This is a genomic window from Blautia sp. LMAG:89, from assembly GCF_008679485.1.
Lineage (GTDB): Bacteria > Bacillota > Clostridia > Lachnospirales > Lachnospiraceae > Blautia_A > Blautia_A fusiformis.
The window spans coordinates 595,831-611,846 of sequence record NZ_NANC01000004.1 but is presented as its reverse complement, the minus strand read 5'-3'; the positions used below and the strand labels follow the sequence as shown (position 1 = coordinate 611,846).

The 16,016-nt window shown below is 45.4% G+C and carries 12 protein-coding genes and 1 pseudogene; 12 read left to right on the top strand and 1 reads right to left on the bottom strand.

The features are described 5' to 3' along the window. Positions 1–17 precede the first annotated feature (17 nt). From rsxC to udk, 4 genes are all read left to right on the top strand, one after another. A complete protein-coding gene (rsxC, locus tag CCC70_RS06810) occupies positions 18–1,982 on the top strand; it encodes an electron transport complex subunit RsxC (protein WP_118168771.1) in 1,965 nt (654 codons plus the stop codon). Between the two features lies 1 nt (position 1,983). Further along, complete coding sequence (locus tag CCC70_RS06805) at positions 1,984–2,604, top strand: methylenetetrahydrofolate reductase C-terminal domain-containing protein (RefSeq protein ID WP_021976351.1); 621 nt, start codon at positions 1,984–1,986, stop codon at positions 2,602–2,604. 124 nt (positions 2,605–2,728) lie between these two features. Then, entirely contained in the window at positions 2,729–3,607 is an 879-nt protein-coding gene (locus CCC70_RS06800; RefSeq protein WP_015526188.1) for a methylenetetrahydrofolate reductase, read from the top strand. 175 nt (positions 3,608–3,782) lie between these two features. After that, a complete protein-coding gene (gene udk / locus CCC70_RS06795; protein ID WP_021976352.1) occupies positions 3,783–4,403 on the top strand; it encodes a uridine kinase in 621 nt (206 codons plus the stop codon). Positions 4,404–4,512: 109 nt separating this feature from the next. Here the strand turns inward: udk and CCC70_RS06790 are convergent, their stop codons facing one another. Continuing rightward, positions 4,513–5,646: an ROK family transcriptional regulator gene (locus tag CCC70_RS06790; protein ID WP_287084512.1), complete on the bottom strand. Its 1,134-nt coding sequence runs from the start codon at positions 5,644–5,646 to the stop codon at positions 4,513–4,515. A gap of 325 nt (positions 5,647–5,971) precedes the next feature. On the opposite strand from CCC70_RS06790, the gene CCC70_RS06785 reads away from it, so the two are divergent. The 8 genes and pseudogenes from CCC70_RS06785 to CCC70_RS06755 all read left to right on the top strand — a co-directional run bounded on the left by CCC70_RS06785 (position 5,972) and on the right by CCC70_RS06755 (position 15,942). Then, a complete protein-coding gene (locus CCC70_RS06785; RefSeq protein WP_287084510.1) occupies positions 5,972–7,588 on the top strand; it encodes a mannitol dehydrogenase family protein in 1,617 nt (538 codons plus the stop codon). A 63-nt stretch (positions 7,589–7,651) separates the two neighbouring features. Then, a complete protein-coding gene (locus CCC70_RS06780; protein WP_287084508.1) occupies positions 7,652–9,010 on the top strand; it encodes a GntP family permease in 1,359 nt (452 codons plus the stop codon). Between the two features lie 14 nt (positions 9,011–9,024). Then, a pseudogene (locus CCC70_RS16680) lies at positions 9,025–9,210 on the top strand (HPr family phosphocarrier protein); the annotation flags it as partial. A gap of 78 nt (positions 9,211–9,288) precedes the next feature. Next, positions 9,289–10,245 carry a carbohydrate kinase family protein gene (locus CCC70_RS06775; protein WP_287084701.1) on the top strand — a complete coding sequence of 319 codons (957 nt, stop codon included), beginning with the start codon at positions 9,289–9,291 and terminating at the stop codon, positions 10,243–10,245. A 1-nt stretch (position 10,246) separates the two neighbouring features. Then, entirely contained in the window at positions 10,247–10,639 is a 393-nt protein-coding gene (locus CCC70_RS06770; protein ID WP_119239387.1) for a VOC family protein, read from the top strand. Positions 10,640–11,022: 383 nt separating this feature from the next. Next, complete coding sequence (locus CCC70_RS06765; RefSeq protein ID WP_287084506.1) at positions 11,023–12,033, top strand: leucine-rich repeat domain-containing protein; 1,011 nt, start codon at positions 11,023–11,025, stop codon at positions 12,031–12,033. Continuing rightward, entirely contained in the window at positions 12,030–13,382 is a 1,353-nt protein-coding gene (locus tag CCC70_RS06760) for a vWA domain-containing protein (protein WP_287084504.1), read from the top strand. The genes CCC70_RS06765 and CCC70_RS06760 overlap by 4 nt, the downstream gene beginning before the upstream one ends. Before the next feature lie 145 nt (positions 13,383–13,527). Further along, positions 13,528–15,942: a GH36-type glycosyl hydrolase domain-containing protein gene (locus tag CCC70_RS06755; protein WP_059086721.1), complete on the top strand. Its 2,415-nt coding sequence runs from the start codon at positions 13,528–13,530 to the stop codon at positions 15,940–15,942. The last annotated feature ends 74 nt before the right edge of the window (positions 15,943–16,016 follow it).

Genomic DNA, 16,016 nt, shown 5'->3' with positions numbered 1-16,016 from the left:
ATAAGGAAGGTGAGCAATTGGAAAACTATACTAAGTACAAGCTGAAAAGCAGTGATGAGCTTGCATCAGTGCTGAACGGCAGGGACAATCTGTTTGTAATCGCCTGTAACAAGTGTTTCAAGGAATTTGAGACCGTTGACGAACCGGATTGCGAGGAATTCCTGAAATTTGCTGCGGAGCAGGGAAAAACCGTCACAGGCAGTGCGAAATTCGATTTTCTGTGTAACAAGATGCACACAGAAAGAAAATTACAGGATCTGCTTCCGGAAGGTACAGAGAATGTAGTTGTGATCTCCTGTGGTCTTGGTATCCAGACAGTTGCGGATCTGGCAGGCAAGCCGGTGATTGCAGCAAGTAATACCCTTAACTACAGAGGACATCACGGCATGGCACTTACCAAGAAGAGCTGCGATGCATGTGCACAGTGCTATCTGAACATTACCGGAGGCGTCTGTCCTATCGTCGACTGTTCAAAGAGTCTTGTCAATGGACAGTGCGGCGGAGCAAAGAACGGGAAATGTGAAGTAGACCCGAATAAAGACTGTGCCTGGGAAAAGATCTACCAGAGACTGGCAAAACAGGGCCGTCTGGAAGAGTTCCTGAACCAGCCGGTACAGGTACGTGATTACTCCAAGGTTAACTTCAAGGTGATCAACGATTACGTGAAGTCTATCAGAGAAGACAGACTGAACGGATACTATGGCGGCGTTCATCCGTCAGAGCACAAGGAATTCAGCGAGCATATCGCACTGAAGAAATTCCCGGATCCGAAGACTGTAGTGATCTCCATGTCCCAGCATCTTGGTGCACCTGCCAACCCGATCGTAGAGGTAGGCGACACTGTAAAAGTCGGACAGAAGATCGGCGAAGCTGCCGGATTTATCAGCGCACCGGTACACTCCAGCGTAAGCGGAACCGTAGTTGCCGTTGAGCCACGTATGCATGGCACAAGAGGCAGTGAAGTCATGGCTGTTGTCATTGAATCGGATGGAAAAAATACTCTGCACGAATCCGTACAGCCACATGGTGACCTTGATAATCTGACTCCGGATGAGATCATTGAGATTGTAAAAGAAGCAGGAATCGTTGGTATGGGTGGTGCAGGCTTCCCGACCTGTGTCAAACTGAAACCAGCCAAACCAGTTGATACCATTCTACTCAATGGATGCGAATGTGAGCCATATTTAACAGCAGACCACAAGGTTCTCCTTGAGTTTGCAGATGACATTATTTTTGGTCTGAAAGCGATCCTGAAGACAACAGGTGCCGAGAAGGGTATCATTGTCATTGAGGATAACAAGCAGGATGCCATCGAATTAATGCAGGAAAAAGTTGCCAATATCGGAAACATGGAAGTATTTGTCGCAAGAACCAAATACCCGCAGGGCGCTGAGAAGACTCTCATCAAGCGCGTTATGGGCAGAAAAGTTCCAAGCGGCGGTCTCCCGGCAGATGTTGGCGTTATCGTAGATAATATCAGTACCGTAAAAGCAATCTCCGATGCAATCCAGAAGGGTATGCCTCTGATCGAGCGTGTTACAACAATAACAGGCGAGAAGATCAAGAATCCTGGCAACTTTATCATCAAGATCGGTACCAGCGTAAAAGAGCTGATCGATTACTGCGGCGGATTTACAGATGACGATGTTCTGGTCAAGATGGGCGGACCTATGATGGGATTCCCTCTGAACACTCTGGATGTACCTATGATGAAGGGCTCCAACGGTATCATCGCTATTGATACAGACGAGACCAAAGAGCAGCCATGTATCAAGTGCGGACGCTGCGTGGATGTATGTCCGATGGAACTTTCTCCTCTGTATTTCGTTAAATATGCGAAAGAAGAGAACTGGCAGGGCATGAAAGACATGAATGTCATGGACTGTGTTGAGTGCAGATGCTGTCAGTATATCTGTTCTTCCAAGATTCCGATCATTAACAGTATCAAAGCCGGAAAAAATGCAGTAAGGGGGATGAAGTGATATGTTGATTACCCAGTTAAAAGCAAAAGAAACTATCGTATCACTGGCAGCCGGAAAGAAAGTTTTTATCATCAACTGCCATGGATGCAAGGAAGTTCGTTTTCCGGAAAAAGAAGCTGTTGAACTTCAGAAGGAGCTTTCCGCTGAAGGAAATGTGACAGGGATCATGACAACGGATTATATCTGTAATCCGGAAAATATGCAGTTACGTCTTCAGAAACATATGGATAAGATCAGGGAAGCGGATCTGGTCCTGGTATTCTCCTGTGGCGTTGGTGTACAGACCATCGCAGAATATCTGGAAGACAAAATGGTATGCGCAGCCTGCGATACATACCCGGTACCTGGTTTCCAGGGTGTAACACCGTTAGAATATAAATGTGACCAGTGTGGTGAGTGTTATCTGAACCTTACCGGCGGGATCTGCCCGATCACAGCATGCTCCAAGAGTCTTGTCAACGGCCAGTGCGGCGGTTCCAAGAATGGTAAATGCGAAGTGGACAGTGACATGGAGTGTGGATGGGAGCGCATCTACAGACGTCTGAAAGAGATCGGACGCCTTGACGCACTGAAATGCCCGACACAGATCCATAATTTCGCTACAGATGATGAAGTGAAATAATAAGCAAAGATTTATTAAGAAGCCAAATTAAATTATGATACGGTTCACCGGAAGTATTCCGCAAGGTATGTTGCAGAGCAGGTGGACCGTACCCCAAATTTTAAATGATTGGAGCAAATATAATATGAAAATGAAAGAATTATTCGACCGTGGTGAATTTGTAGTTTCTGCAGAAGTAGGACCGCCAAAAGGGATCCATGTAGATGAACTGGTAGAAGAAGCCAAAACTTATCTCAAAGGCGTTCATGCAGTCAATGTAACAGATAACCAGTCTTCTGTTATGCGTCTTGGATCTCTTGCAATGTGTAAAGTTCTCAAGGACGCCGGAATGGATCCGATCTTCCAGCTTGCATGCCGTGACAGAAACCGTATCGCACTGGAGTCTGATCTTTTAAGTGCAGCTATGCTTGGTATCGAGAATATCCTCTGCCTCACAGGTGACCACACAAAGATGGGCGACCATCCGCAGGCAAAACCGGTATTTGACCTTGATTCTGTATCTCTTCTTCATACAGTACAGCTTCTCGAGTCCGGTGTAGATCTTGGAGGAAACCAGCTGGTTGGTGAGCCTCCGAAATTCTCCAAGGGTGCCGTTGTATCTCCATGCAGCGATTCCGTTGACGCTCAGCTTGCAAAGATGGAAAGAAAGGTTGCTGCAGGTGCAGACTACTTCCAGACACAGGCTGTATTTGAGCCGGAGAAATTCATCAAATTTATGGAAAAAGCAAAACAGTTCGGAAAACCGGTACAGGTTGGTATCATCATTCCGAAGTCTGCTGGAATGGCTAAGTTCATGAACAACAACGTTGCCGGCATTCATGTTCCGGATGAGATGATCGAGGAGCTGAAAGCTGACAAAGAGAAGACAAAAGCTGGTATCACAGGTGTTGAGATCGCTGCACGTATCATCAAAGAGTGTAAGCCATACTGCCAGGGTGTACATATCATGGCACTTGGATGGGAATCCAAGATCCCGGCACTTCTTGAGCAGGCTGAGATCTGATCAGAACGATTGCTTTATAAAAAATAACCAGAAAAGCTGTCCGGAACCGGATGCAGGAGATGCACACCGACCGGGCAGCTTTTGTGTAAGAAAAAGCTTCTCTATACGCAAAAACTCTTCGGGAAGCCTGCGGGATCCACAGCGGAAGAATTCTAGCTTAAGAGGTAAAGAGACGATGGAAAGTATTATTATCGGTATCGCCGGAGGATCAGGCTCCGGCAAATCTACATTTACAAACAGACTGAAGAAGCATTTCGGAGACGATGTGGTGGTGATCTATCATGATAATTACTACCGCAGACAGGACGGAATTCCTTTTGAAGAACGTGTGAAGGTGAATTACGATCACCCGGATTCACTGGAAACAGATCTTCTGGTAGAGCATCTCAAAGAACTCAAGGAGGGCAAAACCATCCAATGTCCGGTATACGATTACAGTCAGCACAACCGCTCCGACAAAGTGCTGAAGATCGAACCAAGACCGGTCATTCTGGTAGAGGGAATCCTGCTTCTTGCAGATCCGCGTATCCGCGATCTTCTGGATATCAAGGTTTATGTGGAAGCAGATGCAGATGAGAGGATCTTAAGACGGATCTCCAGAGATGTGGAGGAACGTGGACGGGATTTAAACGGAATCATCGATCAGTATCTTACCACAGTAAAACCGATGCATTATCTGTACGTGGAGCCCACACGGGCGAAAGCAGATATTGTGATCAACAGCGGTAAGAATAATGTGGCCTTTGATCTGTTTGTATCAAAGATCGGGCAGCTGCTGAAAGAACTGAAAAAATAATAAGTAAAATAAAAAGCATGTCATACTCTAGGACAGAGCGGATCAGGTTGTATCCGTCTGGCTGTGCATGACATGCTTTTTTGACCGGTTCAGGTGAATATGTCTGTATTCACACGCTCTGTGTAAATTTCTCCACATAATATAAAGCTGCACCAATGGCAGGTGTATACTGCCCGTGGGTGCCGACCAGAATCTGATCTTTATCCAGGGTGAATGGTGCGCCTGTGTTGATGTGTTCTAACAGATAATTAATATCTTCTTCTGTAAAATAAGGTGCCAGATATCCGCTGATGATGATCGGTGCATCGATGATCAGGTTCAGATTTTTCATGGCAAAGGCCAGATGGTTCAGATAATCTTCCCAGTGCTCAGCAAGCCGGGGAGATTTTTTTTCGCGGAGCAGCGGAAAAAATTCCTTCACAGGCATCCCCGCAGACTGTTCCAGAGCATTGGCAGAGCAGTAGGTCTCCAGACAGCCACGGTTTCCACAGTAACATAAAGGGCCGTCAGGGTTCACGCACATGTGCTCAAGGGTTCCGCTGTGCATGGAGCGTCCCTGATGAATCTGATGATTGGTTATAATGGCACCGCCCAGGTTTCGGTTCAGAAGGAACACGACAGCACTGTCAAGCTCCGGGTGATTCCACAGCTCCAGAAAAGCGGCGGATTTGGAATCATGTTCCAGATGGCAGGGGTAAGGAAGATGCCGGGAAAAATCCTCCAGCTTCATTCCGGTATTGTTCATGATGTTTCCGTAGATCACAGTGGAATTATCAGGAGAAGTGATCCCCTGTGTGGCAATGGAAATACCCAGGATCTTTTCTTTCGGATAGTGATTTTCTGCGATGAATCTTCGTACTTTATCGGTCAGTTGTCTGTAATATTCTTCTGTGTTGGAATAGGGAAGAGCAATGGTTTCTGTATAAAAGGCATTTCCATATAAGTCGATGGCTGTGATATGGAACATGTTTTTCAGGATCCCGATGCCAATGGAAATCCGGAAATCCGAGGTGATCTGGATGGCCTGAGCTTTCCTGCCTCCCGTGGAATCAAAATATCCGTTTCTGTCAATAAGCCCTTCTTTTTCCAGCAGGTTCAGGTTCTGACTTACTGTGGAAAGCCCCATCTGAAGGTCCTGGACGATCTGCATTTTGGAAGTCTGGCGTGTTTTGTATATATATTGGTAAACCTTGGAACGGTTTATTTTCTTTAAATTGATGGTGGTTAATCCTTTTTCACTCATGAGATTCTCCTGATAAAAGTAATTATAGATATGTTTAAGTCTCAAATGTATTTTAGTATAAATTTGCAGGAAATGCAATGTCAGCGCATGAAGCAGAGCAGAACAAAATTTTTTTCGAGGAATAATAAGTAACGGTATATGGATTGGCAAAGAATATATGTCTTGTGCATAAGTAAAAGTAAACAAAAATATAAGAGCAAAATTAGGTGTTTTGTCAATGGATTTTTTGAAAAAATAGTTCTATACTCTACTTACAGTTAAGACATAAGCATAAGTAAAAACTCAAACGATAACGAAATAGAAGAAAACAGGGAGGTTCAAGATTATGAAATTAACAAGAAATGGAATCAAGGAACGTGAAGCATGGAAGAAAGCAGGCATCGATCTTCCGGGATACGATGTAGAGACTGTGACTGAGAAAGCGAAGAAGGAGCCTGGCTGGGTACATTTCGGAATCGGAAATATTTTCCGTGTATTTATCGGCGGCATCGCAGATGGTCTTCTGGAAGAGGGAGTTCTTGACAGAGGTATCACATGTGTAGAGACCTTTGATTATGACGTAGTAGATAAGATTTACGCGCCATATGACAACCTTGGCTTAAATGTCATCCTTCACGGTGATGGAACCCGTGAGTACAAAGTTCTTGGGGCACTTGCAGAAGCAGTGAAAGCACAGTCTTCTGATGCTGAACAATGGAACCGCCTGAAAGAAATTTTTGCGGCTAAATCTCTGCAGCTGGTTTCCTTTACGATCACAGAGAAGGGCTATGCACTTCAGAAAGCAGACGGAACATGGTTCCCGTTTGTGGAAGCAGATATTAAAAACGGACCGGATAAGGCAACCGGAGCAATGGCAGTTCTTGTGGCTATGCTGAATGAGAGATATAAAGCAGGGAAATATCCGATCGCTCTGGTATCTATGGATAACTGCTCACAGAACGGCGCCAAGCTTCGTGAGTCCGTGCTGACTATGACAGAGGAATGGCATAAAGCAGGCTTTGTAGATGATGGCTTTGTAGATTATGTAACGGATGAGAAGGTGGTTGCATTCCCGTGGACCATGATCGACAAAATCACACCTCGTCCAAGCGAGCAGATCGCAGCAGACCTTGAGAAGCTTGGCGTTGAAGACATGCAGCCGGTGATCACAGGAAAGAAGACATACATAGCACCATTTGTTAATGCTGAGAAGCCACAGTATCTTGTTATCGAGGACAGCTTCCCTAACGGACGCCCTGCTCTGGAAAAAGGCTTCGGCGTATACATGGCGGACAGAAATACCGTCAATCTTTCCGAGAGAATGAAAGTAACCGTATGCCTGAATCCTGTACATTCTGCAACCGGCCCTCTTGGTGTGGTACTTGGCTATGATCTGTTTGCACATATGCTGAACACCAACGAAGATATGATGAAAATGGCCCGTATGGTTGCTTATGATGAGGGACTTCCGGTAGTTTCAGATCCTGGAATCCTTTCCCCGCAGGCATTTGTGGATGAACTCTTTAATGACCGTTTCCCGAATGAGTATCTTGGAGATACCAACCTTCGTCTGGCTGTAGATGTGTCCCAGATGGTAGGTATCCGTTTCGGTGAGACTGTAAAAGCATATGTGAAGAAATTTGGAGATGCTTCCAGACTGACAGCAATCCCGCTGGGAATCGCAGGCTGGCTGAGATACATGCTGGCTGTAGATGACGAAGGAAACAAAATTGAGCTTGCACCGGACCCGATGAATGAGGAGATCACAGAGCAGCTTGGCGATATCGTGATCGGAAAACCGGAAACCTTCAAGAATCAGCTGAAGCCGATCCTTTCCAATGAGAGACTGTTCTTCACAGACCTTTATAAAGATGGTGTCGGAGAGAAGATCGAGGATATGTTCCGTGAGATGATCGCAGGACCTGGAGCTGTAAAGGCGACTATTCATAAATATGTAAAATAAAACCAGGGTTACGAGAACAGTTTATGTAAGTATTGAATAAAGAGAAATGAGGTAAATGGAAAGATGACAGAACCGGTATTTGCGGCAGATCCGGCAAGACTGTTGATCGCGGCAGCGGCAGGAATTTTATTATTATTGTTACTTATCATAAAATTTAAGATCCATCCGGTGTTATCTCTGCTGATCGCTGCACTGGTTATCGGGCTTGGTGCCGGAATGCCGGTTCCAACGCTGGTAAGCACTGTGGAAAACGGCGCAGGAGAAACTTTACAGGGAATCATACTCCTGATCGGACTGGGCTCTCTATTCGGTGGGATATTGGAAGTATCCGGCGGCGCACAGTGCGTTGCCCAGACACTGATAAACAAATTCGGTGAGAAAAAAGCGGGGATCGCTCTTGGAATTACAGGACTTGTGGTAGGAACTACGGTATTCTTTGAGGCAGGCGTTGTGATCCTGATCCCTCTGGCATTCGGACTTGCGAAGAAAACAAAGAAATCTACTTTATATTATGTGATTCCTCTTCTCGCTGGACTTGCCACAGGATTTGCATTTATTCCGCCGTCAGCAGGATCTGTTCTGGTGGCAAATATGCTGAATGTGGATCTTGGAGTGATGATCGCAGTAGGTGTGCCGGTAGGTATTTTATCTCTGATCTTTGCGGGAATCTTATGGTCCAAATTTATCGGCAAAAAGATCAACACAGGGCTGCCCTCCAATATCCAGGAGGTACGTGAGGAAGAAGAAGCCAATCTTCCGAAGTTTTCTACAGTATTATGTATCATTCTTGTTCCGCTGGTACTGATCCTGTGCAATACAGTTTCTGAATATATTCCGGGACTTGATGTGGTCCGCCCTGTTCTGCAGTTTCTGGGAACACCTTTTGTGGCACTGATCATAGCAGTATTGCTTGCCATGTATTTTCTCGGAAAGAAGCAGGGCTACAATGGAGAGCAGTTAAAGAAGATTCTGGATCGTTCTCTGAAGCCTACTGGACAGATCCTTCTGGTCATCACAGGCGGAGGTATCATCCGCTGGGTGCTGCAGGACTGCGGTATGGGAAATATTATAGGACCAGCCTTGGAAAAAAGCGGACTTCCGCTTGTACTGGTTGCATTCCTTATTGCAGCTCTGATCCGTGCATCGGTTGGTGCGGCAGTTGTGGCTATGACAATGGCAGCAGGAATTATGGCTGCTATGCCCGGAGTTGCAGACCTGTCACCGGTTTATCTGGCAGCAATGGTCTGTGCCATCAACGGAGGCGCAACGGCATTCAGCCATGTAAATGACTCCGGATTCTGGCTGGTAGGTTCCCTTCTTGAGATTGATGAGAAAACAACCCTGAAATCCTGGACAATGATGGAAACTATCGTAGGAGTAACAGGTCTGGTCTGTGCTGTTGTGATCAGCCTGTTTGCATAGGAGAGTAGACAAAAATGATAGTAAAAGTAATTTTAGGCACAATGCAGAATGCAAGAAAGTTGGTAAGTATTGCAGAATCCATCCCATGTGATGTAGAATTATGTTACGGCCGTTATGTTGTAAATGCAAAGTCTATGCTTGGGGTCTTAAGTATGCCTGAGTTTGATGGGGGAGAGCTTCATATACATACAGATAATGAGAAAGAATGTGAGAAGATCCTTTTTCAGCTGCTTGATCAGAACCTTCTTGTGGACACAGGAGATGCTGTGAAAAGATCCATCTATGATATCACAACTTTTGGTGAGATCCTGATCGATTTTACTTCCCGGGATATTAATGAGGACGGACAGATGCTGTATGCCAGAAATCCGGGCGGTGCACCAGCCAATGTTGCAGTTGCAGCCAGCAGACTGGGAGCTCATACTGCATTTATCGGTAAAGCAGGAAAAGACATGCACGGAAAGTTCCTGAAATCTGTTCTTGAGAAAGAAAGCGTGGATACCAAGGGTATGCTTCTGGACGAAAATTATTTTACTACCCTGGCTTTTGTGGAAGTCAGGGAGAACGGAGAGAGGACTTTCTCTTTTGCAAGAAAACCGGGAGCGGATACGAAGATCCAGAAGGAAGAAGTGGATGTGGATGTGCTGGATCATACCCATATTTTTCATGTTGGATCACTGTCCCTGGCGGATCAGCCTGCAAGAGATACCACGTTTTATGCGGTGAAAAGGGCGAAAAACAAGGGCAGCGTGATCTCTTATGATCCCAATTACCGTGCATCTCTGTGGCCGGATGAAAAGACTGCCAAAAAATATATGAGAAGTCTGGTACCCTATGTGGATCTCATGAAGATTTCAGATGAGGAAACCGAGCTTCTGACAGATCATAAGGATGTCCGGGAAGCAGCGAAGACACTGTATGAGCAGGGCGTGAAAGTCGTGGCAGTTACTCTTGGCGGTGAAGGAGCTTATATTTACAGCAAAGATGGAGGCTGTATGGTGCCGGGCTTTTCAGTGAAACAGATTGCAGATACGAACGGAGCCGGTGATTCCTTCTGGGGAGGATTCCTGTATAAGGTCAGCACATCGGAGAAACAGCCGGACGAGCTGACACAGGAGGACCTGAAGGAATTTGCGCGTTTCGGCAATGCGGTGGCCAGTCTTTGCGTGGAGAAAAAAGGTGCGATCCCGGCAATGCCGGAGCTTGCACAGGTGGAAGAAAGGATGGGGTTTTGAAATGAATTTAAAAGATCAGATGAACGGAGTTCAGCACGTAGGTGTGCCGACCAATGACATTGAGACAACCATTAAATTTTATGAAGCACTGGGATTTGAGATTGCTTTTCAGACCGTAAACGAAGCTGCCAATGAGAAGGTTGCTTTTCTGAAACTGGGAAATCTTGTGATCGAGACTTACGAGAACAAAGCAGCAAAAATGGAATCCGGTGCCATCGACCATGTTGCCATTGATGTGAAGGATGTGGAGAAAGTCCACGAGCTGGTAACAGCAGCCGGACTGAATACTACCAATGATGAAGTCCATTTCCTGCCGTTCTGGGAGAATGGTGTGAAGTTCTTTACCATTGAAGGCCCGAATAAGGAGAAAGTGGAGTTTAGTCAGTACTTATAAGAAGTAAATAAAGTTGTGCTCATGGGTGTGAAAAAGAGTATAATGCAGATGTTCATTTTGTGTTGCATACAGCCTGTCAGATATCAGATGAATTAAAGATCATCGTATGTCTGACGGGCTGTTTTATGTATCAGAAAGAATTTACGCACGGCAAAGATATCTGACGCAGGATTTCATATTCTGATGGGCTGGATTAAGATGCATTATTTTAGAGGAGTGCTATAGGGACATGGGAAAATTTCTTGCATGAAATGGATAATGAGACTACAATGAGATGCAGATGTGCTATAGAAGATCGGGATCAGCAGTAGATGAGATGATTCCTGAAGAATAAAAACGGGAAATGGATTTCGGATATCTGTTTCTTGGTATGATGGAGAATTATGAAAATACATTACAGAGTCAAAAATAATACAATAGAAATTATCCGTTGTTACGGAACAGACAGCCGGGTGGTGCTGCCGGAAGAAATCAATGGCCTTCCGGTAGTCAGTGCGGCGCCGTATGCGTTTTCCGCACACAAGGATGGAGAAGAAGATGCAGAAACCTGGGAGAGCGAAGACGCATTTTCATTCGGAGAAGAGAGGCTTCTTGCCGGCGAAGAAGTGCAGGAGATCGTTTTCCCGGATACGCTGAAGGAAATCGGAAGATATATTTTTTATGGATGCAAAAAGCTGGAGCGGCTGGAATTTTCGGATACCCTGATGCAGGTGGGAACCGGGGCGTTTACGGGCTGCAGCGGGCTGAAGGAGCTTGTAATCCATCAGAAAAAGGGAATCAAATCCTGTGCGAAGGAGATTCTTGGGGAACTGTGGCAGAAGATCGATGTGGATTTTCTGTATGAAAATGGTGAGGCAGGTGGAAAACGTGCGCATATGGTTTTTCCGGAGCATTACGATGAGGCGGTGGAGAACACGCCTGCGAGAATTTTGTTTACGGAGTATCATGGCTCAGGGACCAATTACCGGCAATGCTTCTATAATAAAGAACTGGATTTCGCGGAGTATGACAGCCTGTTTGATATGGCAGTGGTGATGGATAAGCTGGAGGTCCTGGTGGATATGAGCTTCGGGCGGCTTCGTTATCCGTGGCAGCTCAGTAAAAAGGCGAAGAAGCAGTATGAGGATTATATCCGGGGAAATCTTAAGGATATCGGGGGATTTCTGGTGGAAAGCGGAAGCTTAAATGGTCTGGAGCTGCTTTCTCGGGAAAAACTCTGGAACAGAGAGGGCCTGGAACATAGTATTGATGTGGCGGCCAGGAAGAAGGATATGGAGATTTCCGCATTTCTGATGAATGAACGCAGCCGGATGCTGAAGGAAGAGCAGAAGGCTGCCGGGGAGACAGAAAATGAGAGGTGCCCTGTTAAAAGGAGAAAGAAGTTTCAGTTATGAGTGATATAGAAACAACTGAAAACAATAAAAATAACTTCCTGCCCGGTCAGGGATCCAATTCCCAGGAGGCAGCCCAGCGTCTCCAGGACATCGGCAGCAGCATCCTCCGGGCGGCAAGAGACGAGCTGTATCTTGGCATGCGTTTTCTGGATGTGGCGCTGAGCAGCTTTATTTATCAGATGGATGGTTCGGTCAGTCCGTTTGGAACAGACGGGGCTGTGATGTACTTCCATCCGGCACAGCTTGGCGGGCTTTATAAAGAAAACAGGATTCTTGTGAATCGAGGATATCTCCATATGGTATTTCACTGCATTTTCCGGCACTTTGGGAAGCCGGGAATAGAGAAGCGTTTGTGGAATTTAAGCTGCGATATTGCAGTGGAGCATATGATTGACGGGATCTACCACCGCTCAGTCCGATATTCCAGAAGTCTTCTCCGGAGGGAAACCTACCGTCTTCTGGAAAAGGAAAAGAAGACGCTGAATGCAGAGAGAATCTACAAGATTCTGAAAGAAGAATTTCTGAAAGAAAAAGAACTGGCACAGCTTGAAAAAGAGTTCTACGTGGACGACCATAAATACTGGGCAAACCAGCAGCCCGACCGGAAACCCAATCCCCTGATGAGTAAAAAATGGGGAGATATCAGCGATGGGATCGAAACAGACCTTGGGACTTTTTCCAGAGAGTCAGGAGAGCAGGACGGAGATTTTCTGGACCAGCTGAAAATAGAGAACCGGGAACGATATGATTATCGGGAATTTCTGCGGAAGTTTGCAGTATTTCGGGAAGAACTGACTGTAGATCCGGACAGCTTTGATTATAATTTTTATACCTACGGGCTTTCCCTTTACGGGAATATGCCGCTGATCGAACCCCTGGAAACCAGAGAAGTGAAAAAAGTTTCGGAATTTGTCATTGTGATCGATACCTCCATGTCCTGTTCAGGAGAACTGGTACAGAGATTTCTGGAGGAAACCTATGGGATCTTAAGCGACAGCGGGAATTTTTTCCAGAAGGTAAATATACACATTATCCAGTGTGATGAGAAGGTGCATTCGGATGTGAAGATCACCAGCAGAGAAGAACTGCAGGATTACATGGACAGCCTGGAACTTTACGGTGATGGAGGTACAGATTTCCGTCCGGCTTTTGCTTATGTGGAAGAGCTGATGGAAAAACGTGAGTTTGAAAATCTGAAGGGACTGGTGTATTTTACAGACGGTTACGGTATTTTTCCGGCAAAGATGCCGCCATACCGGACAGCATTTGTATTTATGGAGCAGGAGCCTGAGGATGTGGATATCCCGGCCTGGGCCATGAAGCTGGTGATCACGGAGGAAGAATTGTAAAGAATTATATCCATATCTTATGTCATGAATCTGATATTTTAATCTTTTATTTTGTATATTGCTATCTGCATATCAGTTATAGTGTAGAAAATAGGTAACAACAGACAATGTTACGGAAAATATACAGAACAGGAGATTGTATGGCATGAGATATGGGTATTTTGATGAAGAAAAAAAGGAATATGTGATTACCAGGCCGGACACACCTGCTCCGTGGGTGAATTATTTGGGATCGCCGGAATACGGAGCAATCGTTTCCAATAATGCAGGGGGATACAGCTTTGCAAAATCCGGGGCGAACGGCAGAATCCTGAGATATATTTTTAATCAGTTTGATCAGCCGGGAAGATATATTTATCTCAGGGATAATGACACAAAAGATTATTGGTCAGCATCCTGGCAGCCGGTTGGCAAAGATCTCAGTGAGTATAAAAGTGAATGTCATCATGGCACAGCCTATACTAAAATGATGGCAGATTACAGCGAGATACATTCAGAGGTGAGATACTATGTACCGCTTGGGCAGTCCTACGAGGTATGGAATCTGAAAGTTACCAACTGCTCAGACAGAAAACGTGAGATCAGTGTGACTGGATATGCAGAGTTTACAAATAACAGCAATTATGAACAGGATCAGGTGAATCTGCAGTATTCCCAGTATATTACAAGAACAGTATTCTGTGGAGATCGTGTACGTCAGATGATCCATGCGAATCTGGACGGCCTTAAGGATGGGGAAGAGGTTGATAACAAGAACGTGTTCAACCGATTCTTCGGCCTGGCTGGAGAGAAGGTTTCTTCCTGGTGTGGTGACAGGGAAAAATTCCTTGGAAGATATCACGGATACAACAATCCGGCAGGGGTTGAAGCCGGTGTATTATGTAATGAGGGAAATTATAATGAAAACAGCTGTGGAGCTCTTTCAACTGTAATTACTCTGGAACCGGGAGAAAGTCGGGAAATGGCTTTTCTGGCAGGAATGAAGGAGGATAATGAAGCAGCGGAGATTATAGCACATTATGCAGACTGTGAAAAAACATGCGCGGTGGAGCTTGAAGAACTGATCAGTTACTGGCACGGACAGCTTGCACATTTTCAGATCAGAACACCAAGTCCGGAATTCGATACCATGATCAATACATGGAACGCATATAACTGTTTTATGACATTTATCTGGTCACGTGCAGCATCTTTTACTTATTGCGGACTTCGTAACGGATATGGATACCGTGATACTGTACAGGATATCCAGGGTGTGATCCATCTTGCACCCGAAATGGCACTGGATAAGATCCGTTTCATGCTGTCAGCACAGGTAGATAACGGCGGCGGTCTTCCACTTGTGAAATTCACACATAATCCGGGACATGAGGATACACCGGATGATGCGTCCTATGTACAGGAAACCGGTCATCCGGCATACCGCGCAGATGATGCACTCTGGCTGTTCCCTACTGTATACAAATATATTTCAGAGACTGGAAATTTTGCATTCATCGATGAAGTGATCCCGTTTGCAAACAAGGATGAAGGAACTGTATACGAGCATCTGAAAAGAGCTATTGACTTCTCCATGAACCATCTTGGCAGACATGGAATGCCGGCCGGACTTTATGCAGACTGGAATGATTGTCTGAGACTTGGAAAGGATGGGGAATCTACTTTCGTTGCATTACAGTTCTATTATGCAATGACTATCCTGAAAGAGTTTGCAAAGTACAAAAAAGATGAAAAATATATAAAATACCTGGAAGAAAAACAAGAGCAGCTTGGAAAATTGATCCAGGAACTCTGTTGGAATGAAGATCGTTTTATCCGTGGGTTTACGGAGCGGGGAGAGGTTATCGGAAAGAGAACTGACCCGGAGGCAAATATGTGGCTGAATCCACAGAGCTGGGCTGTGATCAGCGGCCTTGCAACAGAGCGGCAGGCAGATCTGGCCCTTCAAATGGTTTATGAAAGATTGAATACAGAATACGGTGCAATCCTTATGGATCCTCCATATCATGCAAATGCTTTCGACGGAGCACTTGCGGTTATCTACAATGCAGGAACAAAGGAAAATGCGGGAATCTTTTCACAGTCACAGGGATGGCTCATTCTGGCAGAAGCACTTTGCGGACATGGTGAGCGTGCATTTAATTATTTCCTGGAGAATGCTCCGGCAGCGCAGAATGACAGGGCTGAGATCAGACAGCTGGAGCCATACTGCTATGGACAGTTTACAGAAGGAAAAGCAAGCCCGAATTTCGGACGATCTCATGTGCACTGGCTGACAGGAACAGCATCTACTGTGATGGTAGGATGTGTAGAAGGAATTCTTGGCATGCGTCCGGATTTCTATGGCTTACGTATAGCACCATCGATTCCAAAAGAATGGGAGAAGTTCGAGATAAGCAAGGATTTCCGTGGATGTCATCTCCATATCACTGTGAAGAATCCGGGACATGTGGAAGCCGGATGTAAAAAACTCTATGTAAATGGAGAAGAACTTCCGGGTAATTATATTCCGCAGGAGAAACTTACCGGTGAGACAGAAATTGAATTCTATATGTCATGACATAATGGATATAAATTGCGAGGAGATCACATTTATGAATACAAAGTAAAATGGAATATAAATACCGTTTTATT